Genomic DNA, 26476 nt, shown 5'->3' on the forward strand with positions numbered 1-26476 from the left:
AGATATGGCTTTAGAGAAACATAATAAACGGGACGAGAATTTGTCGATACTTGAGTTTCTGGAAGAAGCTCAGATGCTTATTCGAGGTGGTTTTTGGTATTGGGATATTTCAAAACCTGCTATAGAATATAGCAATCAAGTATTTAACCACCTTGGCTTTAAACTAAAAAACTCTTACACATCAATCGCTAAAGTATTCCAACTTATTCATCCTAATGATAGGAACTTAGTTGAAATTGCAGTAAAAGATCTTATTGATGGCAAGGCCGAAAGCAAAGAAATTGAATTTAGAGCAAAGATTGAGGATGGTAGTTGGAAAGCGTTTTTAGTAAGAGCCGCAATAGCATCCAAGGATAATAATGGGAAGCCAAAAGTAATTGTTGGATCTATAATAGATATAAGCCACCAGAAAGAACTATTACAAAAAATAGAGTTAAGCGAAAGAAGGTTAAAAAAAACACAACGAATCGCTCATATAGGCAGTTGGGAAAGTAAACCATTGGAGGGTTCAGATTACTGGTCAAAGGAAACATATAAAATCTTCGGTTTTAAAAAAGGTTCAGTAAAACCTAGTATCCAATTAATTGCTCCATATATTAATTCGGATGATTTATTAGCCTTAAATAAAAAATTTGATGATATAAAAAGGTCAACTGACAGGAATCTTTTCAACTCCATTTTTAGGTATATAGGACCCGATCAGGTTGAGAAAAATTTGCAAATTACAGTTGAAGTTGATCGGGATATAGCAAATAATCTAGTTAAATGGCATGGGGTTGTATATGATATTACAACTAATATAAAATACGAAAGGAAGCTAAAAGAGGATAAAGAAAACTTAATGTCGTTGGTAAAGAACTTACCAGCAATGGTTTATGCTATTGATCATAATAACAGCATCGTATTTTGGAACAAAGCGTGTGAGAATATTACAGGCTATAAATCGAAAGAAATTATTGGAAATGAAAATGCACTCAAATTATTATACCCTGATACTGAGTTAAGAAAAAAGGTGAAGAAGCAGCTAGGAAACACTTCATCATCACTCTCAACTTGGGAATACCGTTTAACAACAAAGACTGGAGAGCAAAAAGATATTGCATGGACAGCTTTTAACGATTACGTTAAAGTTGAAGGTTGGAATGCTGTAGCAATAGGTTATGATTTAACCCCCCAGAAAATAAACGAGAGAATTCAGCAGGATTATCAGTATAAGTTAGAAGCATTAGCCCAAACTGCAACCGACCTAATTGGACTCCCAATTTCCGAAAGCATATATCATTATGTTGGAACTCAATTAGAAAAATTCTGCCCAACAGTAATTCATGTTGTGGTCTCCTTTGAATCCGAGAAAAATGTAATAAATATAGAAGGAATCTATGGGTTAGATATGAAAGCATGGTCTAACCTTCTTGAAATATTGGGTTGGAACCCTATTGGGCGAAGATTTCATATTTCAGAATATGCTTTGGAGTTTTTAACAAAACATGAACCATCAAGAATTAATAAGCCCCTTTACGAATTGTCTGATGGACAAATATCTTCTGCAGCAGCTCGAAGTATTGAAAAGTTCTTAAGGATTAGAGATATTTTTATTAATGGTTTTCTTAAGGAAAATATCTGTTATGGGGGAGTTATAAGTATAATATTAGAAAATTCAATAGCTATAGATCTATCCATAATAGAGGGAATTGTGAATCAGGCTTCAGCAGCTTTGAATCGTAAAGATCTAGAAAACAAGCTAATGTTAGCAAAAGAAAAAGCAGAAGTTTCTGATAAACAAAAATCTGCTTTCTTAGCAAATATGAGCCACGAGATCCGAACACCAATGAATGCAATAATCGGATTTTCTCAGCTTTTAGCCCTTCCAAACCTCTCCGATGAAAAGAAAAATCAGTTTATTGAGATTATTAATAATAAAGGGAACAATCTTGTTAAGTTAATCAACGATATTATTGATACCTCTAAAGTTGAATCAGGTCATCTAACTATTGTTTTTGCACCCTGCAATTTGAACAATCTATTAAAATATCTTCAGAAATTTTATAATAAAGAGAAGATATTTCAAAAGCGTGAGGAAATTGATATTAAAATAGTTGTACCTGATGGTTGCGATTCTCTTGACTTAGTTACCGATGAGGGTCGACTTGAGCAGATACTTACAAACTTAATTGGGAACGCATTAAAATATACCGAAAGGGGAGTTATAGAGTTTGGATATTCCTTAGATAACAACCAGATTACTTTTTTTGTAAAAGATACAGGCGTTGGAATCGATCCACAAATGCAAACCATGATATTTGAGCGTTTCCGTCAAGTTGAAGATGTAACTGATAAAAGATTTGGAGGAACTGGTTTAGGCTTATCAATATCAAAAGGGATTGTAAATTTACTAGGTGGTTCTATTTGGGTTGAATCAAAATTGGGTGTTGGAACAACATTTTACTTTACGTTACCACTTCAAATTTATCAAAATGTTGATATTAATAAGGAACTTCGAGTAATTGAAGGAAAAGAGCATCGCCCTGATTGGAGAAACAAAGTAATACTAATTGCGGAGGATGAAGAGGTTAATTACATTTTTATTAAGGAAATACTGAGCCTTACAGGAGCAATAATCCTTTGGGCAAAAGATGGCTCTCAAGCGGTTGATCTTGTAAATAAAATTAAAAAAATTGATCTAGTACTAATGGATATTAAAATGCCAGTCATGAATGGTTATGCGGCATCTATGGAAATTCGACAAATAAATCCAAAGTTGCCAATTATCGCCCAAACTGCTTACGCTTTTATTGAGGATCGTCAAAAGGCAGAAGCTGCGGGATGTAATGATTATCTAACAAAACCAATAAATAAAAATGAGCTTTACACAATTCTTGAAAAATATTTAGGCTCTTAAGTTTATGATATCTAGTGGTTTATATTAATCACCAATTAGATCGTTGACAGATTCTTCATGATTGTTACTAGAAACTCCACTATTTGTAATAGAAATTTTTCTATTAATCCTCGTAAATCTAGGAATTTGATTTACCCGACATTTGTTTATACTCTTCAAATTCCTTATTTTTTTTATTTAATTCGGCATTAATTTTCTCAATTTCAATATTTCGAGCATTTAAAGTTTCTTCTATTGTTTTTAGCTCTTCGAGTTGCTGACGAGTTTCTTCCTCATTTTGTTGCATGTTTCCTGTATGCTCCTTTAGCTGCTGTATGAGTAAAACATTGTGCTCATTCATCTTAACAGTATTCAGGTTATTGGCAACTATATATGCAACTTTAGTAACATACTCAAGTTCTACAGGTTTAATTTCTTTAAACGAGGCCAATTCAATTACCCCAAGAACACTCTTTTCAAAACACATTGGAGCAATAAGGAGGGACTTAGGAGCAGCACTTCCCAATCCTGAGTTAATAGCAAGATAATTATCAGGGATATTAGAAATTAGTTGCACCTCATTGTTCGTAAATGTTGCACCAATAAGACCGCTATTTGTTGGTATTATCGAACTCATGCTTTTTTGTTCCTTGCTTAATCCATAATCTGATATAATCTCAAGGTAAGGTTCTTCAGATGTATCAGTATTTAAAACGTATAGAGCTCCAATTTTTGCATCTAAATACTGAATCAATGTAATAAGCACATTCTTACATAATTCCTTGTAGTTATCTTTATCTTTTGATACTACTTCATTTATTTGTGCGATACCCACATTAATCCAATTAAGAGATTGCTCTTTTTCCTGATGTTTCATGAGTTCGTTGTGCTGCAATTGCAGTTCACTTGTTCTTTCCTCAATTCTACTTTCAAGACTTCCTTTTTCAAGAGTCAATTGAGCACTTAGTTCCTCATTTTCATTTATAGCATTCGCTGATTTATTATTAATTGTAATAGATTGTATTAGCATAAATGTTACTAAACCATAAGGAGCCACATAGGCAGTGCTTATAATTCCCATACTACTCAATACATCATTCATTGCAGTTGAGTACAGAATTAACATTCCTAGAAAAGTTGGGAGTGCGTATTTTCTTTTTCGAATTGAAGCTACTAGTAAAACGCGAAGAATTATGTATAGACCAAAAACAAGAACATAAAGTTCAAAGAAAATTCGAATTTTGCCATAAACAATTGCAGGTGTTGTAATTACTAGAAGCGTTATTATTAAGCCTATGTATAAAAATATATCTCTAGCGATTTTAGGAAAATCGTCTTTAAATAATAGGTAAGCAAATAGACCAAAAAGAGGGATAGTACCAAAACCTGAAAAATTATCAAGTTTCATTAAAAGTTCCCAATTGATATTTGGGAAGACATAAGTGATAATCCTATCACCAGTTGATATGTTTCTTAGAAACATAACTAGACAGGTAATCCCAAAGTATAAATTTGAGCGATCGTCTTTTCTGAAGAAATATAGGGTTAGGTAGTTAATCCCAATAATAATAATAATCCCGATTATGACTAGATTTAGAATGTCCATCCACCGACTTTCGGTTAGAATATTATTATAAGTGCTAAAATAGATTGGAGAATGTAACCCTGCTCTTTGATGGGAGAAGTTCGAAACCTGAATAATAATTTCAATAGTATCGGTTGGACCATCGGCAGGGTCCATTATAAATGGTATATTTTGATATTTAAATGCAGGTTCACTGCTTTCTTTTGTTTTTCCAACCTTTCCAACATTAGTTAATAGTTTACCATTTACCCAAAGGTTATAACTTGTAAAAATTGTTGAAATATTTAAACCATATATTTTTTTATCCTTATCGGGCTTCTTATGAATAATTAATCGGTATGTAGCATAACCAGCGCAAGGAAGTTTTTGGCCGTTTATTTTATATGTAGCCCATGATTTAGGGACTTTTACAAACTCAGGTTTAGAAATCTGACTTATGTCTTTAAAGTCTTTAGGTTCATAAAGTTGATTCCAATAAAATTCCCAGTTACCTTGAAGTTTAATGGTGTTGCTTTCTAAAACATTGTTTAATCCAAGTTCAAGAATACCGTTTGCTACAACAAAATTATTGTTGGTTTTTGCAAATGCACTGGTACCTAAAGAAATAATGAGGAGTATTCCTAAGAATTTTTTATACATAACTCACCTTTTGAAAATTTATCTAAAACTACTTTTTTTATTTTAATTGTAGAAATACTGAAAGCAATTTTTGAAAATTTAGTATAATTCTGTTCATATTTATAATTTAGCACAATCATAAATTTAAAATTAATTATACGATATGAACAAAATTATTATTCTAGGTGCCGGAATGGTAGGTAAAGCCATGGCAATTGATTTATCAAAAAAACATAATGTTACCTCTGCCGATATTGATAAATCTTCGCTTGAATTTCTTTCCAAAAATTATAATATCAAAACTGTTGTACTTGATGTAAATAATGACGAAGATGTAAAATCAGCTATTAAAGATTTTGACTTAGTAATTTCTGCGGTTCCAGGTTTTCTAGGCTTAAAAACCATGACTAATGTTATAAAGTGTAACAAAAATCTTGTTGATATATCCTTTTTACCCGAAGATGTAATGCACTTGAATAGCTTAGCAAAGGAGCATAATGTTTCGGTTGTAATGGATTGCGGTGTAGCACCGGGTATGCCTAATTTTATTGTGGGTTATCATAATGAATCGATGAAAGTTGAGAGTATGGAATATATGGTTGGGGGATTACCGAAAACTAGAACATTTCCCTTCGAATATAAAGCACCATTTTCACCTTGTGATGTAATAGAAGAATATACTAGGCCTGCTAGATATATGGAGAATGGGCATGTGGTGGTTAAACCCGCAATGAGCGATACTGAGTTTATTGATTTTCCTACTGTTGGAACACTAGAGGCCTTTAACTCTGATGGCCTTAGATCCCTTGTATATACGCTAAATAATATTCCAAATATGAAGGAGAAGACTTTACGTTATCCTGGACATATTAAACTGATTCAAGCATTTAAGGCAGCAGGTTTTTTTAGTAAGCAGCCAGTTAGTTTTAATGGACAATCGATTGTACCATTTGATTTTACAACCAAACTTATATTTGATGCATGGAAACTAGGGCCTGAAGAACCTGAATTCACTGTTATGAGGGTAATTATTCAGGGAATTGAAAATGGATTGCGAAAAGAGATAATTTATGATCTTTTTGATGAATATGATCCTAAGGAAAAGCTCTCTTCAATGGCACGGACAACTGGCTTTACAGCAACTGCCACTGCCGAGATGATACTCGAAGGAAAATTCTCTGATAAAGGGGTTTTTCCACCTGAACTAGTTGGTAAGAAGCCGGAATGTTTTAACTATATATTAAAGTATTTGAGTGAAAGGAATATTCAATACAATAAAAAGGAAAGAGTTATTCAATAATTGCTTCATAAAGTGCTAATGAGATAATTTTTCAGATTTCTTCTGAAATCATAACCATATTTTTCATTAGCACTTTACTATTTTTTATAAAACATCTCCTGATGCAGTACAAAAAGGCGCATTTAGTGATATAAAACTATTGCTATCTATAGCAGTTGCTTAAAACACCTTCAATTTTAATAGTTTAAAGAAAAACCCACAAAAGGGTGATTAAAATCATCGAAGTTGTGCAAATCTTGACTAGACCCTTGTGATACCTTAGAGCATTTTACTTTACTTTTATAATATCTTTCTGGTTCTAATTTTCATTTTAAGGTTAATTTTTTTAATATTAAATTTAATAGGTTGATATTTAATTAAATAGATTAATGTATCAACAAAATAATTGACTATCTACCTGTCGCTCGGAGTATGTAGTATTATAATTATTCTAAATGATAATTAAATGTAAAATACTAGTTACTATAATTTTAACATCGAAAGCATTTTTGTTGGCTGTCATTCTACAATTATTAAACCCTACCGAATTATTCGCTCAATTATCAGATTCAAAAATAAAAACAGTTTACGCCTATCAGTTTGTTCAAAATATAGAATGGCCTGATGAGCAGGCGATTGATAGTTTTAGCATCGTAGTTTTTGCTAATAATCCTGCATTGATTCAGGACTTTAAGGAAATTTCGAGAACAAAAACCCTTAAGAGTAAACCAATAAGTATTAAGGTAATAAATGATATATCGCAGATTATCAAACCTTTTCCCAAAGTAATTTACGTTGAGAAAAACTTTAACCAAAATCTCATAAAATTACTCAGAATAATTGAAAATTCTCCAGTGCTTGTAATAACTGAAGAATATGATATTAAAGACTTAGTAATGATTAATTTATTCTATGTAGACAAGAATGCTAGATTAGAATTTGAAGTGAATAAAAACTCAATTGAAGCGCAACATAGCCTAAGAATTCTTCCCAAACTACTTCTCCTTGGTGGCTCAAAAGTAGATGTTGCTCTACTATATAAAAAGCAGGAAGAATTATTAGAAAATGCGTATGAGAAAGTTAAAAAATTTCAACTTGAAATTGATAGCCAACAAAAATTGATTGATTTTCAGCATAAAGAGATCGATGAGCAAAAGAAGGCAATAGAGGTTCAGAAAATCGAAATAGAGAACCAACAATTTAGAATCAATTCACAGAAAAATAGTCTTGATACTCTGATAAATGAGGTTGAGAATCAAAGGCAAATGATATCAGTGAATCTTATTATTTTAAAAGAACATCAAAAAGAGATTGAACAGCAGCAAAAGCAGAAAATAATTGAGAATGAGGAGATGGTTAAAAGAAATGAAGTTCTGGGAAAACAAAAAATAGAAATACAAAACCAACAACAGAAAATTGATAGTCAGGGTAATATATTAGATTTACAACAGAAAAGAATTCAAACTCAAAAATGGTTTTTATTTCTTTCATTTGCTGTTGTATTCCTCACCTTTTTTCTAATTTATTTTATTTATAGAGGGTATAAGAGTAAACAAAATGCAAATAAACTTCTTGAAGAGAGTAATATCTCCATTCAGCATAAAAATGAAGAAATTGAAGCATACAATGAGGAATTAAAGGTTACAAATGATGAGTTGAATTTTCAAAAAGAAGAAATATTTGCTCAAAAGGAAGAAATCCTTGCTCAAAAAGATAAATTACAACTGGCTAATGCAACCAAGGATAAATTTTTTGGCATCATAGCACACGATCTACGTAATCCCTTCAACCTTCTTTTAGGACTTTCTGAAATACTTGTTGACCAGATTAACGCATCCAATCATGATAAAAGCATTGAAATTTCTGAAAAAATTAACCAAACATCTTCTGTAGCCTTTGATTTGCTTGAAAATCTGTTGACTTGGAGTAGATCTCAAACTGGGCAGACCTTATTTTACCCAAGTAATTTGAATGTAAAGGATGCAATTGACACGAATATTCTACTTTTAAAAAGTTCCGCAGAAAGCAAAGGAATTCACCTTAGTTCAGTTTTAACTGATAATCTTTATGTTCGTGCTGATAAAAATATGTTACTTACAATACTAAGGAATCTCTTGACCAACGCTATTAAATTCTCTAGGAATAGCGACAAAATCTTTGTAAAGGCTGAAGAAAATGATGATTGTATTACCATTCATGTTTCGGATACGGGTGTTGGTTTAGATAAACATGTAATTGAGAAATTGTTTAAAGTCAATGAGAATGTTAAAACAGATGGAACTGCCAATGAGCGAGGCACTGGCCTGGGATTAATTCTTTGTAAGGAGTTTATTGATTGGCATCAAGGAAAAATTTGGGTAGAAAGTAAAAAAGGGATTGGTAGTCGATTTTCTTTTACACTACCAAAAGTAAAGGAATGAAAGAAAGAATTTGACATCTAGTTTATTAAATCATATTTTGGTTTAAAACCATAAATTAATTACGGTAACTAGTTGAAAACATTATTAATACATATCAAAATCTAATGAAAATAAGACTTGCCTTTGGTTCAGGTGAAAAAAATAATAAATATTGTCAGAAATATATTTTAGAATCACAAATATTTTGCATTATTTTAGGTAATAGTTTTGAAAACTTTCGTCTTTTAGGTGACTAAAGGGAGATAGAATGGTTGGTTTTTTGTACGAATGAAAATGCGTGAGACTAAAATTTACTATTAAATAAAAAAACTAAAACCAGAACGTATGAAAAATACTTTACTTATTATTTTGGTTCTTGTGGCCAATTTAGTAGATGCTCAGAGAACGGTATCGGGTCTTATTACTGATAAAAGCAACAATCCCATGGAGGGAGTAACAGTTAGCGTGAAAAACGCTAACGTAAAAACCCAAAGCGATGCTAATGGTAAATATTTCATTGAAGTGCCGTTAGAATTTAAAACTCTTGAGTTTGCTATGAGAAAATTCAAGTTACAAGAAGTAGATATAACCGGCGATGTAATAAACATTACCATGAGAGCTCTTGATGATGAGGTTAATTTATTTGAACTCAATTTAGAAGAGTTGATGAATATTGAAGTAGTAACAGCAACAAAAAAAGGAGAGAAAATTTCTGATGCCCCGGCTACCGTAAGAGTTATTACTGAAGAACAAATAAAATTATTTGGTTGGCGCGATTTGAAAGACGTTTTTAGGGCTATCCCTGGAATTGATGTTTCTTACGATGTACAAGGCGAAATCCGTACCCTCGTTACTATGCGCGGTGTATTGGGAAATCAGAAATTGCTTATTTTGCAGGATGGACAGATGCAGAACCCAATTACGGGAGAACGATTTATTTTTGGCAACAATATCCCATTGAATTTGTATAAACGAATCGAAATTGTTTATGGCCCTTCCTCTGCATTATATGGAGCTGATGCATATGCCGGCGTTATCAACATGATTACCAAAGATGGAGGCGATTTTGACGGTATTGAAACCAATGAAGGCTACGTGTCCACAAATGCATATGTTGCTGATATTACTTTTGGTAACAAAATATCAGAGAACACCGATTTGGTTATGGGTGGTCGTATTTATAATGGTGAAGATTTTAAATTGCATGAACATTACAAGGATATGCTTGATTACGGGAGTGTAGGAAATTATTCGGGTAATTTGGCTAAACAAGACAAATCATTTCCCATTAAAAATTGGAATTTATTTACAAAATTAAAATACAAAAAGTTAACAATTGGAGGCGATTGGCAACATGAATATGAATCACAAGCAATGTCTACCATACCAAGCAATTATGCCTATACTGCAGAAGATGTATGGAGTCAGGATTTACGACACATGTATGTTAAATATGATATTATTTCCAACGAAAAAATTGATTTTAATGCTACGGTTACAGTTGGCGATTATACCGTTAACCCAACTAGTAATTTTACAATTATCAATGGAACTTTAACCGATGCTGATCGACAATTCAAATATGCTTATTCTTCGTATATTCAAGGATTAATTCAGAATTCGTGGAATATAAGTGATAATCTATCAGTAATTATGGGAATCTCGTATGCCGATGTAAAATCGTTCCCTAAAACTCAAAACCTTGCAAATCCATTTACTCCTGGAGGTAAATTAGAAGATAATTTGTCTTATTTTGTTGATAATTCGGGTTATGTATTTGGGAAAATTGGATTAACCGATTCAATCTTTGGTGAAAGGAACTATAGTAATTTCGGGTCGTTTATACAGTCACAATATAAAATGACAAAATATCTTTCTTTAACCGTTGGTGCTCGTTACGATTACAATACAATTTACGGTTCTACTTTCAACCCCAGAGCAGGGTTGGTTTTTACTCCTGCGAAGAGAATTTCGATTAAAGGATTGTTTGGAACAGCTTACATTCAACCCTCAAATTATTATAGATGGGAGAACTGGGCAAATCCTTTTGCTATGCATATTCCAAACGAAAACATAAAGCCGGAGAAAATTCAAACTATGGAGATAAGTGGTAGCTATTTCATCAATGACTATGCTTCTATTTCGATGAGTATTTTTAGAAACGATATGACTGATGTAATTCGACCTATTCCAGCAGCATCACAAACAGGTAATTACCCTTATTACAACCCTTACCGCACTTTGATTGGCGAAAGTGTGAATACAGGATTTGTTGAAATTAATTCTAATTCAGGATCAATGTATAGTCAGGGAGCCGAAATTGAATTTAATTTCCGATTGAGAAGTTTTGGTGCAAACCTAGCGTATTCATATGTTGCAGGGAAAGATAATGATGACGATTCAAACATTCCTAAGGTATCGCAAAATAAATTGAATGCGAATTTATTTTATAAAGGTCAAAAGTTTTACGCATCTTTATCTGCACGTTATTATAGTGATATTCAGGCTGCAACGACCAATTCCCTATATGGAACTGGTGGAACTCAAGAAGGTGGTAAACTTCCAGGATCCACCATTTTTTATGCCAATGCAGGGTGTAATTTTACAAAATCATTCTCAATATCTGTAAACGCTGAGAATTTATTCAACACAAAACATTATGGAGCAGCACCTTATGCCGAAAGTATTTGGATTCAACCGAGAGCCCCACAGCCTTTAAGGGTATTATTTGTAGGTATTCATTATCGATTCTAAGATTATGCATAGGCCTAAAATAGATTGACTAAATTATGGTGTAGTGAATATTATTGATGTTCTAAAGATCTTCAGAACAGATAAAAGATTCAATTTTACTGTAAAATTTGGCTATATTTTGAGTAAATGCTATTATAATTAAGGCATAATATACAGCGGATAGATATAAATATCAAGAATTTATCAACTGGTTTTAATTTTATAATTGAGTTAATGTAGGTGTTTTAATTTGATATTTGTTTAGGTTAACTAACACAATTGCTTTAATTCAACTAGAAGGGAAGTAATTTAATTGCTAGGTTTGATAATACTTGGTATGGTATGATTATGAAAAGGGAAACATAATAATACTTTAAGGAGGGTCAGTTATGAAAAGAAGATTTTTTATTATTTGCCTACTAGTGATTGCTTTTGCATTCAATGCCGAAGCTCAAGTAGAAAAATTACAAGCATTTTTTATTTATAATTTTACAAAATACATTGAATGGCCACCTGATTATCAATCTGGTAATTTTGAAATTCTAGTACTTGGTAATTCAACAATAGATAGTTATCTTAAAGAAATTGCTTTGAGCAAAAAGGTTGGTAACCAATCTATTGAAATTAAAAAAATCAGTTCTGCAGGTGAGATATCAAAATGCCATATATTATTTATATCAAAAGAAAAAAGCGGTGAATTGCAAAATGTGATTTCAAAGATTGGATCAAATAGTACTCTAATAATTACAGAAAAAGACGGTCTTGCCAGCATGGGGGCGGCAATAAACTTTGTTATTATTAGTGATAAGCAAAAATTTGAACTTAACAAAAGAAATGTGACAAAATATGGTTTGAAAATTAACAATCAATTGGATGGATTGGCAATTATAGTTAATTAATTTATCTCAATAACTAATAATAAGAGTATGAAATTAAACTTAACCATCGCGCAAAGATTAATAGTTGGATTTGGAATTTTAATTGTGGCCATCTTAATCAATGGAGTGCTAATTTATACAACTCTATATAATAATAGAAAAATTAATCAAGAAATTTCGAATGTTTATGCCCCGTCAGTTACATATTTAAACGATCTTAATAATATAGTTACTAACTCTAAGATGTTAATTAAGAACTGGGTTTTTATTGAGAAAAAGAATAATACTCCGGATAAATTAAAACTAAAAGATTTACAAAGTACAGATTTCCCAAAGGTTAGAGATGCACTTAGCAGAATTAGTAAGAATTGGAATGAAAACGATCAGATCATACTGAATGATATTTTAAATATAATAGGAAATGATCTTTTTGTACAACATAAAAAAATAATGGATCAACTTTCTACTTTCGATAGCTATAATGATCCTGCTGTTCTTTTTGAAGTAAATCCTTTGGTTGATGAGGGGGGGAGTGTGATATTAGTTACGGATAAAGTATTAGAGAAACTAAGCGCACTAAAGAAAAAATATGAGATGGAATCAGAGCGTAAAAGTGATTCCATGGAGGTGTCATTTATTGGGTTTCAGAGATTTGTAGTTGTAATGGGTTTAGTTTCAATGATAATTGCTTTTTTTGTGTCAATTATAGTTATTAATACAATAAAGACTAGTTTAAATGATGCATCATATGTAGTTACAAAACTGTCTCAAGGTGATCTATCTGTTGAATTTGATATCAAGAATAGAGATGAAATAGGTTTACTGCTCGAAAGATTAAGAGAGATGGTGGTTAACTTACGTAATATAATTGGTAAAATTTCAACCAGTTCCGATAATATTGCTAATTTGAGTGAAGAGATAAGTTATAGTTCCCAAATTATTTCCAAAGGTGTTTACGAACAGGCGTCTTCTACAGAGGAAGTTTCCTCCTCTATGGAGGAGATGGCTGCTAATATTCAGCAAAACTCTGAGAATGCTCAGCAAACGGAAAAAATAGCATTGAACGCTGTTACAGGAATTTCCCAAGGGAATAAATCAGCAGCCGTTGCAGTTGAATCAATGCGAAATGTTGTAAGTAAGATTTCGATAATCAGCGAAATAGCTTTTCAGACTAATATTCTTGCTCTTAATGCAGCTGTTGAAGCTGCTCGAGCTGGTGAATATGGGAGAGGATTCGCTGTTGTTGCAGCTGAGGTTAGGAGATTGGCGGAAAGGAGTAAAATCGCTGCTGATGAAATTAATAAAGTATCGCTGGATGGAGTTAATATATCAGAAAGAGCGGGTAAACAATTGAACGAAATTGTACCTGAAATTGAAAAAACAGCACGATTGGTTCAAGAGATATCCGCTTCAAGTCTAGAACAAAATTCTGGAGCATTTCAGATAAATAATGCAGTACAACAGCTTAACTCAATTACTCAGCAGAATGCTTCAGCGGCTGAAGTTCTTGCTTCGAAATCAATGGATCTTTCAACTATGTCTGTTGAACTTAAGGAGGTTATTAAATTTTTTAATCTATAGTTGATTTTTAAAAGTGTTGCATCAAAGAATTTGATGAACTTGGACTAGAGATTTTGAGCAGAATGAGGAAAATATTCGAGGCCTTTTTGTTTCGGATTGCAGGAAAAGAGAAAGGATAAATAAAAAACCACTTACTTGAACGAATCTTGTAAGTGGTTTTTTTCTGGTGATCCGGACAGGAGTCGAACCTGTGACCCACAGCTTAGAAGGCTGTTGCTCTATCCAACTGAGCTACCGGACCCCTTTATATAAATACCTATCGGGGCGCAAAAATAGGAAAAATCTTACTTTTCACCTAACACTATTAAAAGAAATATTGAAAACTTATATAAACAATTTAAAATCAACGAAGATTGAAGTGGTAAATAAAAGAGTGGTAGGATATTATTCGTTTACGCTTGACTAAATGGTATGTGAGTATTTATAATGTATCATTTTAGTTAAAGTTGTTTCACATTGAAACAATTTCAGACATTAAGCAGTTTTAAGTTATGAGTTATTTCATTGATAATATGTGATTTAAAAAGAATGGTCGATGTATTGTAATAATTGAAATCAAATAAATTTGATACCATTATGCTTAAAAACTATTTAACGATCTCTCTAAGAAATATCCTAAAAAATAGGTTTTTCACTTTCGTCAATATCTTTGGTTTATCTATAGGTATTGCTACTTCAATTCTAATATACCTTTATATAATGCATGAGTTGAGTTACGACAAGGAGCAACCAAAATATGAAAGAATTTACCGAGTTGTTTCCGATAATACTCATGAAAATAAAGTGGAACACGAAGCAATAACTCCAAACCCATTAATACCCACTTTGCGGAATGAGATGACAATTCCTGAAGGAATGACTCGAATTATTTTCTGGGAGAATGGCGTATTTTCATGTGACAATAAAAAGTATAAACTCAATAATTTACTTTTTATTGAGCCTCAGTTTTTCGATGTTTTTAGCGTTGAATGGCTTGTTGGCTCTCCTTCTGTTTTTAAAAGTCCGAACGTAGCTGTTATTACTGAATCGACTGCTAGAAAGTTATTTGGAACCCTTGATGTAATAAATAAACCCATAAAATTGAATGGAAAGTCAGCCCTAACAATCATGGGCTTGATAAAAGATAGTAGGCTAACAAATATTCCATTTACTATTCTAATCTCTTATGAAAGCTACCCTAAACTCGAAATGCCTTTTGCAATTGATAGTTGGAGTACAACAATATCAGGTTTTCAATCATTTCTGGTGCTGAAAGATATTAATGACTCTAATGATGTTGAAAGGCAAATAAATAGGATTGTTAAGAAGAGTACTTCTGAGCGTGATTCAAGCGATGTTTTTAGTTTACAACCACTTTCAAAAGTTCGTACAGATATTACTTATGGGCGTTCAAACTTAAATGGATTTACAGATCCTACATACTTAGTCATTTCGGCTATTGTGGGTTTCTTTGTACTTTTGTTAGGCTGCATTAATTATATCAATTTATCTCTTTCTATTCTGATCAAGCGCCATAAAGAGATTGGCATTAGAAAAGTAAATGGAGCGTTAAGCACAAGCATCATAAAACAGTTTACTCTCGAATCTATATTAACTATAATAATATCTTTCTTAATTGCCATTCTGCTTGCTGAGATTGTTCTTCCTTATCTAAGCAACCTTCTCGATGGTCAGATATATAAAAATGTGTATCAGTTACCTTCCGTTTTCTTGTTTATGACAGTGCTTATTGTAATTCTTATTACAATCACAGGTATATTACCATCCCTTAAAGTGTCTTCGATAAAGGCAATTGAAATCTTCCGTAAGAGTGATGGAGTTAAAGGTATGTCATCATATTCGTTCAGAAATATATTAATTGTTATTCAGTTTTTAGTTTCAGTTGTACTTATTGCATCAACATTCATAATTGCAGAGCAAATAAAGTTTTTACGCACAAAGGAACTTGGATATTCTACAAAGAATATCATTAATTGCCCTATCACATCTAATAAGAGGGCTTTAATCGATGATTTAAAGGGACAACTATTGGCTATGCCAGATGTTGAAAAGGTGAGTTTTTCTTTGGGAGCCCCTACATCTGGGTCAAATGCAAATACTGGATTCCAATCGCCATATAAGAAAGATGGAGAAAGAAGTTTGGTTAGTTTTAAATGTGTAGATTATGATTATGCTGAGACTTTTGACATCAAGTTAATTGCAGGTAGATGGTGGAATGCAGAGGTTAGAAACGATTCTGTTAATGAGTTTCTCGTTAACGAAACATTTATTAAAAGGCTTGGATTTCCTAGAGATAATGAATCATTGGGAACAGTTATAAGCATTGCAGGAAATAAGGGGCCTATAATTGGCGTGATAAAGGATTTTCACTCTTCTTCGCTACGCAATAGTATTGAACCATTGTTGTTTGCACAAATTAGACAACTATACTATAATCTGAGCATAAAGTTGAAACCAAACTATAGTCCCAATACTATTAAGCAAATTCAGGACAAATGGCAAACTGCTTTTCCCGATGATATATGGGAGTATCAATACTTCGATGATTCTATAAAGGAACAATATAAGGGTGATGAACGAACTTTCAAGTTGGCAGTAACCGCATCATGGATTGCAATTTGCATTGCTCTGCTTGGATTATTTGGTATCTCAGGCTATACCATTCAACAGAAAACAAAAACAATTTGTTTGCGAAAATTTTTAGGAGCCGAGGTTCCAGGGTTAATCATCTACCTATCAAAACGATTCGTGTATATGGTTCTGATTGCGAACATTATTGGTTTGCCAATTGCCTATTATGCAATAAACAAGTGGTTAAGCCAGTTTGCCTATCATGTTAATATCAATTTGATTTACTTTGCTGCAACCTTATTGCTTTCGGTATTAATTAGTATTTTAATAATCAGCTACTATGCTGTTCGCACAGCAAATCAAAATCCAGCGGTGGTGTTAAGGAATGAGTAAATAAAGAGGGAAATTAGTGACCAGAATAGAGTTTCTAGCAGAACCTATTCTGGTTTTTTATACCTATTTCATTCATTTTCTAAAATTTGCATTGTACTATAAATGTATTCTAAATTAACATTTTGTCGAATTAGGTCAGCCAGTTTATTGTACTGTTCATCCTTAAATGCTGAATAATCGAATTTTGTATTGATATCATTAAACCCACTTTCGTTTAGAATAGAATTTACTACAGTCTGATTGTCAAATATCCCATGAATATAGGTGCCCCATGTTTTGGAGTTTAAAAAGTAGCCATCTTTTCTATTGTCATTAATAATGCAAAGAGGACTTTCATTTGTTGATATGGTTTCTCCCATGTGAATTTCATACCCTTTACAATCTTCTCCGCCTCTAAGAAAAGAAAAAGAGCATTGTTCCGTTACCTTTTCATTAGTGAGGGTTGTTATAACAGGTAATATTCCAAGGCCTTGAATGGTCTCAATATCACCTTCGATATGGAGTGGATCATGAATTTCCTCACCCATAATCTGAAAACCTCCACAAATCCCATAAACGGCCTTGCCGTTTTCGTGTGCATTGATAATCGCTTTTGCCATGCCCGATTTTTGGAGATAAATGATATCCGAAATAGTATTTTTCGAACCTGGAATTATAACTATATCAGCATTCGATAAATCGTTTACATTCTCTGCATAATAAGTATGAACATCAGGTATTCGCTCTAGTTGGTTGAAATCGGTAAAATTTGACATGTGCCTTAAAAGGACGATTGCAATATTGATTTTACCTTTTGATATATCCTTCGATCTACTATCTAAAATAACGGAATCTTCCTGTTCAATATGTATATCACGGAAATAAGGAATAATTCCAACTACAGGTACCCCTGTAATTTCTTCGAGAATTTTTTTTCCCTCTCTGAATAGTTCAATATCTCCGCGGAATTTATTTATTATTATACCCTTAATAAGTTCTCGTTCTTCTTTTGGAAGTAGTTGGATAGTGCCATAAACGCTTGCAAAAATGCCTCCTTTATCAATATCAGCAATTAGGTAAGTGGAGGCATTAACATCAAGTGCAACACGCATGTTTGTTATATCATATTTCCATAAATTAATTTCAGAGATACTCCCTGCGCCCTCTATTACTATTGGATTATAGATTTTTTCTAAATTGCGGTATGAATCCATTGCTTCATGGAAAAGTTTATCCCGATCAGTATGAACAAAGAATTCCGAGGCTGACTTGTTACCAATTGGTTTTCCTTTCAATACTACCTGTGAATTTAAGTATCCTGTAGGTTTTAAAAGTATTGGATTCATGTCTACTGAGCATTCAATGCCACAAGCTTCTGCCTGAACTGCTTGTGCTCTGCCAATTTCGAGTCCATCGGGGGTTGCATAGCTATTCAATGACATGTTCTGAGCTTTGAATGGGGCAGGGTGGTAGCCATCTTGCAGGAATATCCTGCAAAATGCAGCATTTATTACACTTTTGCCTACATCCGAACCTGTTCCAACGAACATTATGGGTCGTAAATTCTTGTTCATTTTTCTTGGTTTAGCTCAATCTCGAGAATTTGTCCAAAATCGAGTTGAAGTTTGAATGATTCTTTAGGCTCTAAATTATTTATTATTGAGTAAAATGCCCTAATTGTCCCTGAATGACAAATAATTAATGAATTATTTACAGTCTTATCTTTTTTCAAATCATCTAAAAAATTCTTTGCTCTACCAAGTAAATCTTGGTATGATTCGCCTCCTGGACATGTAACGTTTGTGAAATCTTCAAACCATTTTTTCGCATAATCGGTTTTTTCGATTTCATCCCAAGTTTTATACTCCCAATCACCAAAATTCAGTTCCATTAATCGTTTATCGTAACGTATTTCTAATTGATTATTTGATAAGGAATCTGCAAGTAATACGCAACGTTTCAATGGGCTGGAGTATACTCTATCAAACTTTAATCCTTTAAGTTTATGAATTATTGTGTTTTTTTCATCTTCGAAACTATCAGCAAGTCCAACATCTGATTGCCCGTAGCAAACTCCTGATGGGAGGTTAACTTTTGTATGTCGGACTAGGTATAGTTTCATAGGAGTTTATCGACAATAATAAAAGTAATGTAGAATCCAACCTCTGAGAGTTGTTGCAATGCTCCAAGAACATCACCGGTATAACCTCCTAATTTTTTGTGGATATAGTATCTGAAGTAGAGAAAAATTAGCAGCATTGCTGCTAGCAGAAAAGGTATAGTTTGGTATGGAATCAGAATCAAAGGCAGTAAGCCTAAAACAATGGCAATTACTAAAGTGGTATTCGATTTGGTTTCGCCAACAGGTTTTGATTTGCTTGTATTATCTTCTCTTACATATTGCGATGAAAACATCAATATTACTGGATTTATACGACTCAAAGCGTGCGCAGCAATAAGTATGATAGGGATTTTTAAAGGATCTATTTCTGCCAGTAAAAATATCTTTATTAGAATTAATAGGATAATCCCAATTGCACCGTAAGTGCCAATTCGGCTATCCTTCATTATTTCAAGAATTTTCTCTTTCGAATATCCACCACCAAATCCATCGCAAAAGTCCGATAGAGCATCCTCATGAAAGGCTCCAGTTATCAGAATCATCGATAGAATAGAGAATAGGACTGAAGGATAAATTGAGAATAGCATGCTCGTAGCATAGAACACCAAAGCTCCGGCACCACCTACAATGATTCCTACCAAAGGGAAATATCTTGTGGCTTTATTTAAATTCTCACTCGAATACCCAGTACTCTTAGGCACTGGTATTCGGGTGTAGAACATAATGGCAGTAAAGAATATTCGTAGTTCTTTCTTCAATTTGTTATTCTTTATTTGATACCCCAGCGCTTTCAAAGCTAGCCATTTCATTTAAAAATAGAACAGCTGATTTAATGAGCGGGTAGGTAACAACGGCACCAGTTCCTTCGCCAAGCCTCATATTTAGGTCAACTAATGCGTCTACACCTAAATAATCGAGCATAATTTTATGACCTTTTTCCTGCGAGACGTGGCAGAAAATACAATTATCTATAATTGACTTGTTAAAATGATATGCGGATAGTAGGGCAGAGGTTGTTATAAATCCATCAACCAAAATGACCATTCCGTTTTTCTTTGCCTGAAGCATGGCTCCGCACATCATAGCAATCTCAAAACCTCCATACGTTGCAAGGATTTCGAGGGGTTCGGTTACATTGTGTTTTAGTGATGCCTCTTTAAGAATGGATATTTTCTTCTTCATCCCTTCATCATCATGTCCTGCACCTCTTCCAGTGCAATCCTCAATAGAATTACCTGTGTATTTGTGTAATAGTAATGATGCTGCCGAGGTGTTACCAATACCCATTTCTCCAAAACTTACAATATTACAACCAGCCTCGAACTCTTTGTTGATGATTTCTTTCCCTTTTTCGATTGCCTTCTTGCATAGTTCAAGTGACATGGCAGGTTCTCTCAAGATGCTTTTTGTTCCATTGGCAATTTTTGCATGAATTAAATTGCTACTCAAAGGAAATTCATAATCAACACCAGCATCTACAACTTTTAGATTTATGCCATTCTGACGACAAAAAACGTTAATTGCAGCACCTCCTGCCAAGAAGTTCATAACCATTTGGTAGGTAACTTCTTTAGGGTAGGGACTAACGCCTTCATCGGCTAGACCGTGATCGCCCGCAAAGACTAAATGGGTTGGATTTTTTAGTTCAGGCGAAAGAGTATTCTGAATTTTTCCAATTTTCAGAGCAATTTGCTCCAATTTGCCTAAAGAGCCTAGAGGCTTTGTTTTAAAATCGATTTTATGTTGTAATTCTTTTGCAATATCCATTCTATTTGATTTTTACTGAAATTCCTGAAACCATTAAATATACTGAATTTGACAGCGAAGCAATATGCTGATTAACCCAACCTTGTAAATCGGTAAACTGTCGAGTTCCTAAGTCAGCAGGTATAACTCCCATTCCAATTTCGTTACTAATGACTATTAGCGTAAAATCCTGATCGATAAATAGATTCCATTCGTTTTTAACTTCCTGTAAGGTTTTTTCCAAGTCATAGTTATTATCGAAGAAGAAATTATTTAGCCAAAGCGTTATACAGTCGAGTACAACCACTTTCCCGTCAAGTTTTAGTTGGCTAATGCTTTTGTCCTTTTCAATCGTTTGCCAGTTTGAACCCCTTTCGCTTTGGTGACGTTTAATTCTATCAGCGAATTCCTCGTCCCAAATACGGGAAGTTGCAAGAAAAACAGGACTTGCCGATTTTTCTTCGGCAAGTCTTTTTGCAAAATTGCTTTTCCCTGAGCGTTGTCCTCCTGTAATAAAGATTATTTTCGCCATTGGTTGTTTGTTTATCTATTTAGGCTTATCAAAACCTTGTATAAACCCAAGTTCAGACGGGGTTTATTTATTGTTAACTGTTCTTGAGCAAACATCATCTTTGTAAACCCAAGTAATGGTATCGCCAGGGTAAACTACTTGATTAATTGAAAGCTTGTTAGAGGGTTTTCGGTTAACTTTATAGTACCATCCTTTAATACCCGGTACCCCCTTTAAACTATCGATGGTTGTTACAAAAACGTACTCATTTACAGGATGAGTTTCCACTATTGCCACATGTTGCAGGGCTTCTAGACATGTTAACCCTACTTCACAAGGAGTGTTGACCGTACGCATTTTTTCACCATAATTTATTTCGATAGTTACAGGAGCATTTACATTATCAGTTTTTTTTGAATTGCACGTTGAAAAAATAAGCATAATAAAAATGCCCCCAAGGAAACCTTTAATTTTCATGGTTTTTATTTAATTATATTATAAAAAACTACACACTGGGGGCTGATGCCAGTGGTTTCTTCATCAAGGAGAATTCCTAATTTATCATACACTTTTAGAGTACCATTAGTTGTTGCGTTAGGTGAAATAAGGACGTAAATATTGTCATTTTCGGGATTAACGTTGAATCCATAAAAGTTTTCGCCGCTGATTAGTGCGGTACTACTAAGCGTTTTATCCACAGTGTTTACGGTGTAAATAGTTGTCGTAGTTCCAGGCCAAGGCTCACTACCCATAACATAAATTGTTTTCTTATCAGATGATTGATGTATATACCCAGAGCTTCCAATGCCGGTAAAATCAATTTTATTTGTAACCGTGTTAGTTTGAGGATTAATAACTGCTAAACCAAGTGATTCAGCAGGAAATGGAGATGAGTATTGACTAGTTAATGAAACCCATATACTATTATTAGCATCCTGAACAAATTGTTGAGGAACTGCTGATACCTGAATATAGCTGATTGCCTCGGTAGTAAGATCAACCACGGCTACTTTATTGGTGGTAGTTAAACCTGCATAGAGCTTATTATTTACTATTATTACCCCCTCAGGGCCACCTGGGAGAGGAATTTTTGTAACTGTTTTTGTAGTTAAATTAATCTTGGCTATATATGAGTTTGGTATTGTAGACCAATCGTCAACATTACCCCAACATGAAACATATGCAGTATTACCTGTTGCTGCGAAATAGCGAGGTTTTATAATATTGGTAGAAATAGGATTTATTGTTTCCAATAGAGTTTCGGCATCAACGATATCAATCTTATCTCCATCATTTGACATGAGATAGGCTATGTCATTATAAATGACCATTGATTGAATATTAGAATTGAAGTCAATTGAATTAGCAGTTTTATAGGCATTATGGGTTATAGTTTGATCCTCCATGTTGTAAATACTTATTTCGCTTTTACTGCCAGAATAACTGCCATAATTTACAATATATGCAATATTGGTTGCATTGGATTTGGTATCCTTATCCTCATTTTTTTCACATGAGGCTAGAAATAATGCTCCTAGAGCAATTAGTAGTATTTGAAATCTAATTCTTTTCATTGTTTTTTACTTTAATGTTATTAATTGATATTTTGAGACTTACTACGTAGTTTATGCCTGGCATAGCATACAATTCTTGATTTTGGTATGCTTTATTTAGAATATTATTTACCTTAAAATTCACCGATAATTGATTGTTCCTCATATTTAAATTTGTTCCAAATGAGGTGTTTAATAGTAGGTAACCCTCTAAAATCTTGTAGGTTTCTGTATTTCTCTCTCCAGTATATGAGCTGCTAATGAACCAATTCCAGTTTTTACGTGATAGTGATATGAATGCATTTCCCAAATGCTCTGGAGTATACATTAATTGTTTTCCGTTTGATAGGTTTTGATTATTGTAACTTTTCGTTTCTCTGGATTTAGTATAGCTGTAATTTACACCTGTGCTTAGTATGAATTTTAAGATATTGACAGCTGATTCTGCATTAAACTCTATTCCACTATTTCTAACCTTTTTAACATTCAGTGGTCGCCAAACATCCATGTTGACCCACTGAATAAGGTTATTGATATTAATTAAAAAATAAGAAAGACCTATTTTAAAGGAACCTACATTGTTATATAATTTATAGTTCGTATTAAGTTCATAATTCATTCCTTTTTCGGAAAGAAGATTAGGATTACCACCTGGATTCCAAAAACGATCGTTAAATGTTGGTGTTTTATAGCTCTTTGAAGCAGCAAATTTAAAATTAAGTGTATGATTACTCGATTTGAGCATTGTATAATCCAGTCCAAACGACGGCGTAAACTGACTTTTATAATTACTTACAAATGATTCTCGGAGATTTAATGATGCATTCAAACAATCTAAGAGAGACCTTAGGTACAAAGCAAAAAAATCAAACCTTGCTTCTTTCGGGAGACCATTGTATGCGTATACCTTTGGAGTTATATAGGAGCAGCTTGTTCCAGATTGGAAATCTCCGTTTAAAAAACTGGAATTGGTATAGTTTACATTTAGGATATAATTATTTGTAGAAATTGTTTGATCGTAAACTTTGTTATATAATTCATAATCTGAAATATACCCAATATCTGTAGCGAACTTATGTTGACCTGAATAGTGCTTAAATCCCGAAATAAATCGTAAATGCTTATCCTTAATCTCCTCAAAACCGCCACCGTAATAATTTGCTGACATATTGGGCTGGATTTGATGCCAGTTGTCCTCGTACCATAATTTAAAAAACGAAAAAGTTTTTTCGGATATCTTATAGTAGATTTCTTGAAGTATCCCATAATTAGAAACGGCTGCATTACGTACAGTGTCTGTTATGAATTTATTTCTTTCAAAATCTTTGACTGCGGTGTTCAAAAAAGAAAAATTATTTTTTTTCTTTTGATGGTATGCTTTGATGGTATATTGAAATCTACTATTGCTAAATCCAACTTTAATACCATTGAAATAAGAGTTGAAACTGGCAAAATCTTGTTGGAAAGATGCATTAAAACCGCTATTCCATGTAGGGTTATTGTTTAGATGTACGCTACCCCCAATGGCATCGCTTCCATAGAGTGAGCTAGAACTCCCGTATTGTATCTTGATTTCATCGAATAAAAAATTTGGTAGGTTTGAAATGTTTGAGTGTCCTAATGTAAGAGAGTTAATATTAATTCCATTAAACATTATTGCAGTATGATTTGGACTTGTTCCTCTAAACCTGATAGTAGCCAATCCTCCTGCATCTTGCTTTATATAAATGGGTAGAAAATGGTTAATTAGTTCGGTAAGATTTTCACCTGATTCTGAATTTAGCTGAATTGAGTCAAATGTTTTTGTTTTACTGCCAGCTAAATACCTATCCTTTGATGAAACAATGCTCAACTCCTTTAATACTATTGTAGAATCAAGCAGTTGACCGAAACCAATAAAGTTCAAAAAAAGAAAACAATAAAGAAAAATAAATAGAAATCTTGACATAATTCAATTGTTTAGCCCGAACATAACATACTTTGGCAGGTCTTCTGGCTCACCTTACTTTCTGAGGCCTTCCCATCCCGACTTATTGGGACAGTGGCAGGGGTATTCAGAAAGCTATTTAAGGTTTACAGCTGCGGGTACAGCTCCCGAATTTAACGGGATTCCCTTTTAATCCTTTCCGATGTAATTCGGAATAGAACCAATTATCGCAACAAATATATGTATTAATCTTTAAATTGAAAAATGGAGTTATGAGTTGGTTGTTAACAACCTGCAAAATGATTCGTCATCTTGGATTATTCTAAATGGCTAGTTGAGTTGTAAAGTGTGATTTTGGGAGATGTTCCATTGATAATTTCAATAATTGTAACCGAACCATTTTTCAGTTCATCAATTGAATTAATATTGGAAGGTGAAAGTTTTTGAATCACTGTAATTAGCATTCTAATAGCTACGCCATGACTAACAATAAGTATTGTATAATCAATATGCTTTGAGATGATATCTTCATAAAAATCAAGAACTCTTAGATAAAGTTCTTCATTGCTTTCAGCATCTTCTGCTAGAGCGAGCCCTCTCTTGTTTTCTGGAAATTTTTCCCCTTGAAACGAGCCAAAATATCTTTCCCTTAATCTTTTATCAATTATTAAAGACTTGGTTGAGTAATATTTATGAATCTCTTTAGCAGAATCAACTGCTCTTTTCAGATCGCTTGAGAAGATGGTATCTACCTTTTCATTTTGTAGTCGGTCGGCGGTTAATTTTACTTGTAGTAATCCCTTTGGGGAGAGCGTGCCATCAAGTTGCCCCTGACAAATTCCTTGAAGGTTTTCTATGGTTTCACCATGTCGAACTATAATTAACTTCATCTGGTACGATTTTAGTTCCTACTATCCTGAACCTGCTTTAATGTTCGCTCCGAGACGGGAAAAATTACGGGTTTTCCAGATAAAGGGTTTGTCTTTGTTATTACTACAGTTCCGTAAACATCCTCAATATTCTTGTAGGTTAAAACATCTTCTGGAATACCTTGATTGAAGACATTGCCATCTTTTAGTAGAACAAGATAGTCGCAATATTCACCTGCAAGGTTAAGATCGTGGATAATCATTAAAACTGTTAGTCCAAGCTGTGCATTAAGCCTTTGAATAAGATTCATTAGCTGAACCTGATGCGATATATCGAGGTGCGATGTTGGTTCATCTAAAAGGAGTAGTTCAGGTTCTTGGGTGAGTGCTCGTGCTATACTAACTAGCTGTTGTTCGCCACCGCTTAGCTCATTCATTAGCTTATGACGCAAATGGCTAATATTTATGAATTTCATGTACTTTTCAACGATCTCGATATCGTTTTTGGTTTCAAAAAACTGAAACCTGCTATGGTAAGGTAAGCGACCCATCATCACATAATCCTCAACACGAATATCGGCACCTTCAATTTTCTGAGTTACAATGGCAAAATTACGAGCTCTTTCCCTGTAGCTCATTCGGGCAATTTCTTTACCATTTAAAAGTATTTTACCGTCCTTGGCTTTTAATTCGCAAGTAATTCCTTTGAAAAGAGTTGTTTTCCCTGAGCCATTAGGGCCAATAATCCCAGTAAGGCTTCCTTTTTTTACAGTAAAATTGATATCATTAATATAGAATTTTCTATAATAACCACATGTATAATGCTGAATATCAAAAAAAACATCCATAATTAA

Annotated in this window: 18 protein-coding genes, 1 tRNA gene and 1 riboswitch; of the genes, 7 read left to right on the plus strand and 12 right to left on the minus strand. The window is 33.4% G+C overall.

The genetic code is table 11. The annotated features are described in order from the left end of the window. Positions 1-4: 4 nt before the first annotated feature. Complete coding sequence (locus HOO91_05255) at positions 5-2899, plus strand: PAS domain-containing protein (protein NOU16949.1); 2895 nt, start codon at positions 5-7, stop codon at positions 2897-2899. Positions 2900-3017: 118 nt separating this feature from the next. Here the strand turns inward: HOO91_05255 and HOO91_05260 are convergent, their stop codons facing one another. Further along, positions 3018-5102, minus strand: coding sequence for a GAF domain-containing protein (locus HOO91_05260; protein ID NOU16950.1), 2085 nt, complete (start codon positions 5100-5102; stop codon positions 3018-3020). 142 nt (positions 5103-5244) lie between these two features. Here HOO91_05260 and HOO91_05265 point away from each other — a divergent pair, with 142 nt between their 5' ends. The 5 genes from HOO91_05265 (at position 5245) to HOO91_05285 (ending at position 13951) form a co-directional block, all read left to right on the plus strand. Further along, positions 5245-6381, plus strand: coding sequence for an NAD(P)H-binding protein (locus tag HOO91_05265; GenBank protein NOU16951.1), 1137 nt, complete (start codon positions 5245-5247; stop codon positions 6379-6381). A gap of 434 nt (positions 6382-6815) precedes the next feature. Next, entirely contained in the window at positions 6816-8780 is a 1965-nt protein-coding gene (locus HOO91_05270) for a DUF4154 domain-containing protein (protein ID NOU16952.1), read from the plus strand. A 324-nt stretch (positions 8781-9104) separates the two neighbouring features. Then, positions 9105-11513: a TonB-dependent receptor gene (locus HOO91_05275; protein NOU16953.1), complete on the plus strand. Its 2409-nt coding sequence runs from the start codon at positions 9105-9107 to the stop codon at positions 11511-11513. Positions 11514-11881: 368 nt separating this feature from the next. After that, positions 11882-12391 carry a YfiR family protein gene (locus HOO91_05280; protein ID NOU16954.1) on the plus strand — a complete coding sequence of 170 codons (510 nt, stop codon included), beginning with the start codon at positions 11882-11884 and terminating at the stop codon, positions 12389-12391. Positions 12392-12418: 27 nt separating this feature from the next. Beyond that, positions 12419-13951 (plus strand): methyl-accepting chemotaxis protein, encoded by a 1533-nt coding sequence (locus tag HOO91_05285; protein ID NOU16955.1) that lies wholly within the window; start codon positions 12419-12421, stop codon positions 13949-13951. 164 nt (positions 13952-14115) lie between these two features. Here HOO91_05285 and HOO91_05290 read toward each other — a convergent pair. Further along, positions 14116-14192 (minus strand) — tRNA-Arg (locus HOO91_05290). Between the two features lie 335 nt (positions 14193-14527). On the opposite strand from HOO91_05290, the gene HOO91_05295 reads away from it, so the two are divergent. Beyond that, on the plus strand, positions 14528-16915 hold the full coding sequence (locus HOO91_05295) for an FtsX-like permease family protein (GenBank protein NOU16956.1): 2388 nt from the start codon (positions 14528-14530) through the stop codon (positions 16913-16915). Positions 16916-16983: 68 nt separating this feature from the next. Here the strand turns inward: HOO91_05295 and HOO91_05300 are convergent, their stop codons facing one another. The 10 genes from HOO91_05300 to HOO91_05345 form a co-directional block, all read right to left on the minus strand. Next, positions 16984-18468 carry a cobyric acid synthase gene (locus tag HOO91_05300; GenBank protein NOU16957.1) on the minus strand — a complete coding sequence of 495 codons (1485 nt, stop codon included), beginning with the start codon at positions 18466-18468 and terminating at the stop codon, positions 16984-16986. After that, positions 18465-19016 (minus strand): alpha-ribazole phosphatase, encoded by a 552-nt coding sequence (gene cobC / locus HOO91_05305; GenBank protein ID NOU16958.1) that lies wholly within the window; start codon positions 19014-19016, stop codon positions 18465-18467. Before cobC ends, HOO91_05300 begins: the two co-directional genes overlap by 4 nt. After that, entirely contained in the window at positions 19013-19774 is a 762-nt protein-coding gene (locus HOO91_05310; GenBank protein NOU16959.1) for an adenosylcobinamide-GDP ribazoletransferase, read from the minus strand. The genes cobC and HOO91_05310 overlap by 4 nt, the downstream gene beginning before the upstream one ends. Before the next feature lie 4 nt (positions 19775-19778). Next, on the minus strand, positions 19779-20783 hold the full coding sequence (gene cobT, locus HOO91_05315) for a nicotinate-nucleotide--dimethylbenzimidazole phosphoribosyltransferase (protein NOU16960.1): 1005 nt from the start codon (positions 20781-20783) through the stop codon (positions 19779-19781). 1 nt (position 20784) lies between these two features. Continuing rightward, a complete protein-coding gene (cobU, locus tag HOO91_05320) occupies positions 20785-21294 on the minus strand; it encodes a bifunctional adenosylcobinamide kinase/adenosylcobinamide-phosphate guanylyltransferase (GenBank protein ID NOU16961.1) in 510 nt (169 codons plus the stop codon). Positions 21295-21357: 63 nt separating this feature from the next. Next, positions 21358-21750 (minus strand): DUF4430 domain-containing protein, encoded by a 393-nt coding sequence (locus HOO91_05325; protein NOU16962.1) that lies wholly within the window; start codon positions 21748-21750, stop codon positions 21358-21360. A gap of 5 nt (positions 21751-21755) precedes the next feature. Next, complete coding sequence (locus HOO91_05330; protein NOU16963.1) at positions 21756-22847, minus strand: hypothetical protein; 1092 nt, start codon at positions 22845-22847, stop codon at positions 21756-21758. Then, complete coding sequence (locus HOO91_05335) at positions 22834-24774, minus strand: TonB-dependent receptor (GenBank protein ID NOU16964.1); 1941 nt, start codon at positions 24772-24774, stop codon at positions 22834-22836. The genes HOO91_05330 and HOO91_05335 overlap by 14 nt, the downstream gene beginning before the upstream one ends. Positions 24775-24790: 16 nt before the next feature. Next, positions 24791-24993: riboswitch (cobalamin riboswitch) on the minus strand. 77 nt (positions 24994-25070) lie between these two features. Next, entirely contained in the window at positions 25071-25643 is a 573-nt protein-coding gene (locus HOO91_05340; GenBank protein NOU16965.1) for a histidine phosphatase family protein, read from the minus strand. 11 nt (positions 25644-25654) lie between these two features. Then, entirely contained in the window at positions 25655-26470 is an 816-nt protein-coding gene (locus tag HOO91_05345; GenBank protein ID NOU16966.1) for an ABC transporter ATP-binding protein, read from the minus strand. Positions 26471-26476: the final 6 nt, after the last annotated feature.

The organism is Bacteroidales bacterium (genome assembly GCA_013141385.1).
Lineage (GTDB): Bacteria > Bacteroidota > Bacteroidia > Bacteroidales > Tenuifilaceae > UBA8529.